Below are 3,167 nucleotides of genomic sequence, written 5' to 3' on the forward strand. Positions count from 1 at the left end.
AGGAGGGTGAGGACATGAGAAAGCCTCTAGCACTCATTTTCGAGGACGAGCCGATGATCGTCGTTGACATCGAGGCGTCACTTAAACAGGCTGGCTTTGCGGTAGCCTCAGAGCCAAGTTGCGTTCGTGCAAGACAAATTTTGGCCCTTGTTGAGCCCGACGTCGTTATCCTCGACGTGCTCTTGCGCGACTGCGTCAGCTCTTCGGTTGCTGAAGAACTCGTGGCCCGCAATATCCCGTTTGTAATTTATAGTGCCACGGACATCGAGGGCCGGGGTGAGGCCTTCAAGGCCGGGACTTTTGTCGGGAAACCAGCCGACGGTTCCGTGCTCGTAGCTTTGGCCAGTTCGATGGCTGGGGCATCCACGGCTGGCGAAGACGTTTCCAGCTGGCTAAAATCTATGCAAGTCGGTACATTGTGAGATCGCCAGCCACGCTCGGCCGTGACCACGGCTCGGGCTCTTTGTCTGCTCAAACTGCAAGGCTGCAGGCCGCGACCGCCGGCAGGTGTTCTTTACATGCATTCCTGACTACGAAGGCCAGCAGCGGGCACGCAATCGCGACTGGAAGCCAACTTTCGAACGAAGGGGCTGAAGGTGGCCGGCGCCGCTTGTGGGGAGTGTGCATGCGAGACGATGGGCTTGTCCAGACAAGCGTTAGGAGGGGCGAAGGGCCACCTCAGAGGCGGCCCTCTAAAACGCTTAGGCAGGTATCAGAACGGAGATTCGGTGGATCCCGACTTCCTTGCTTATGTTCGTGGCATGGTCCGTTTTGCCTTTGCCGCAGGTATAGTACTCACCTTTCTTGACGTTAAATTCCTTATCGGGGTTCGTCTTCTTGATGGTGAACTCACCAGCAGTGATAAAACAGACCATGTCGTTGTCCATGACGGATTCTTTGTCGGCAGCCCCAGGTTGGAATACTACATCGAGCACTAGAATGCTTTTGATGCCTGTCATATCCGAGTCCCAAGTGCCTACTTCCACTATGCGAACGCCGGGGGCAAGCTCCTTACCGTCATTGGACCATATGTCGGGACGATCTCTGCGGCTCCCGCGGGCGTCGCTAAAGCGAATAGAGGCGTCGCGGCGGCTGTCGCTAGACCGATCGTCAATGCAGACCGACGATTGATCTCTTCCATGGGGTTTTCCTCCCTAGTCAAAACGTGCGCGCATGCGCACAAAGAGACTCGGCGCTTGGGATGGCCTACTGTCAAATCAATTTTGGCCCAAGCTACCCTGTGGTTTCCGCCGCCGACCCCGACAAGATCATCGCTGCCGTCAGACGCGGGCACCAAGCGTTAGACTCTATCCACTAGGCGCTGCCGCCGGTTTCGCTTTCCTCGTCGATCGTTCGAACTGGCAAATAGGCGTTGGTTTCCAGCATTCGCGCAGCGCGATCTGAATGAGATCGGATCTGCTGATTTTCATTTCGGCCGCTATTGAACTAGCGTGTCCGCGGTCGCCGGCTCCAGCGGCACGCCTGAGACGTTTCTCAACATCAACGCAGCGCGACGTAGGATAATCTGCAGATCCGCGCGCGACATGTCCGCGATGCGGTCCGCGGCGCTTTCAAGCTCTTCCGCAACAGATAGGCGGGTCATTCAGGGGGCGCTGTCGCTGGCTAGCGCCTTCTTCAGATCTTCCAAGGTCGTCACGCCCTGACCGAATAGCGCCAGAACGCGGCTTGCTAAGTTCTCGCGCTCCAAACTGTCGGGCGGGATGCCGATCGTCTGGCAGTGCTCGTCAAGCGCTCTGGTGATGATAGATAGCTGGTCTGGGTCGACTGCACCAAGGAACGGCATTTGACACCTCACAAGGCGAAAGCGCTGTCCTCTTCGAATCATCCGCATGCCTCTCAGAGAGCGGATGACTATTTTAAAATAAATCGCTCCAAAAACTTCGCAACAAAAATTATTTGAGTGAATCAGTACTGATCTGTCAAACGCGCGGCGCCGCACCTGAGTTGATGAACATTAGCGAGTCATTTAGCGACGGGAACCATTAGCCGGATGGTTGCGTTACCCCCGCTTAGTGTGGACTCTGCAAGTGACTGACGAGCAGGACAGAACACCCAGCGCACCAGACAACGCTGTCGTCCGGCCGAACATAACCGAAGAGCAGGCTCGCGAGCTTATCGCCCTTCTGGGGTCCGACTGGCCGTCACTTATGCGGGAAGCCCGATTTCTAACTCGAAAACGTTAGTCGCGGCGAGTTACGGCAATGGACCCGTGGCAAATCGATAACGTGTATGTTGAGTGTGCGCGGTTCCCACGCGGACCTCGATTGCGGACCTGCGCCCCACAATGGAAGAGAGCCGGCGCATTCTAGCTCGATCCCAAGAACTGTTGCGCCGCATCCATCACGTCGAGCGTTCGCAATAAGCGGCGGGCGCTCATTCCGCCTCTCGGTGCCACTCAAAACGTCGTGCAGTTCACGGTGTTGCCGAAGCGGTTGCAAGTCGTCGTTTTTGGCTGGCTTGCGGCTGCGGCTTGCAGCGCGCGACCGATGGCCCTTCTAGTAGCTATTGCGTTCACGCGCTTGGCCTCATCGGCGCGGGCCTCCTGATGGACGCAAAGCTCCAGTTCAGCGAGGCGACGCCTGGTGACCCAAACGCGAGCTTCTCCCTCGTCGACCAGGCAGGGATTGAGGGGATCGTCTCGAAGCGCGCCGACAGCAAATATCGGAGCGGCCCGACGACGAACTGGCTGAAGATAAAGAGCTGGACGGTCGACGAGTTCGAACTGCTCGGCGTCGAGCGGGAGCCGGGCAAGCGGGGACATGCTGGTCAGCAAATTCCCGCCTATAAAAGCACGTTCGCAGAAGCTTGCCGCCCCAAAATGTTGCGCACGTTAGAGACTTGCCACTGGCCATTGCGCGCTGTGCAAACGCCGCGGTTGTTTAGGGCGATTGCCAGTCCACGCAGGCTGGTGATGCCCGACCGCTGTATGGAAGCGATGATTGGCAGCACGGTCTGGGCAAACCGGTCGGCTTCTTCGATCGACATCTTCCGACCTTTCGCCCCAGCTTCAGCGGTGTTGGTCGGAGTGCCGAGCTTCATGCCGGTCGTCTTGCGCGAGGCGAGGGCGGCTTGGTGCGTTCCGAGATCAATCGACGCTCCTTCTCTGCCAACGCGGCGTAAAGGTGCAACATGAACGGATCGGCATC

Annotated in this window: 4 protein-coding genes and 2 pseudogenes; 1 reads left to right on the plus strand and 5 read right to left on the minus strand. The window is 57.8% G+C overall.

From position 1 onward, the window contains the following. The coding region (locus AC0L18_RS32215; RefSeq protein WP_473495715.1) for a response regulator at window positions 1-422 on the plus strand (422 nt) is incomplete at its 5' end. A 279-nt stretch (window positions 423-701) separates the two neighbouring features. Here the strand turns inward: AC0L18_RS32215 and AC0L18_RS32220 are convergent. The 5 genes and pseudogenes from AC0L18_RS32220 to AC0L18_RS32240 all read right to left on the minus strand — a co-directional run. Then, window positions 702-959 (minus strand): hypothetical protein, encoded by a 258-nt coding sequence (locus AC0L18_RS32220; protein ID WP_473495716.1) that lies wholly within the window; start codon window positions 957-959, stop codon window positions 702-704. Window positions 960-1,314: 355 nt separating this feature from the next. Beyond that, window positions 1,315-1,603 (minus strand): annotated as a pseudogene (locus AC0L18_RS32225) (hypothetical protein). Next, entirely contained in the window at window positions 1,604-1,804 is a 201-nt protein-coding gene (locus AC0L18_RS32230; protein WP_473495717.1) for a hypothetical protein, read from the minus strand. Window positions 1,805-2,416: 612 nt separating this feature from the next. Further along, a complete protein-coding gene (locus AC0L18_RS32235; RefSeq protein ID WP_473495718.1) occupies window positions 2,417-2,794 on the minus strand; it encodes a hypothetical protein in 378 nt (125 codons plus the stop codon). A gap of 8 nt (window positions 2,795-2,802) precedes the next feature. Continuing rightward, window positions 2,803-3,167, minus strand: a pseudogene (locus tag AC0L18_RS32240) (hypothetical protein); the annotation flags it as partial.

Source organism: Mesorhizobium sp. WSM4819 (assembly GCF_055811215.1).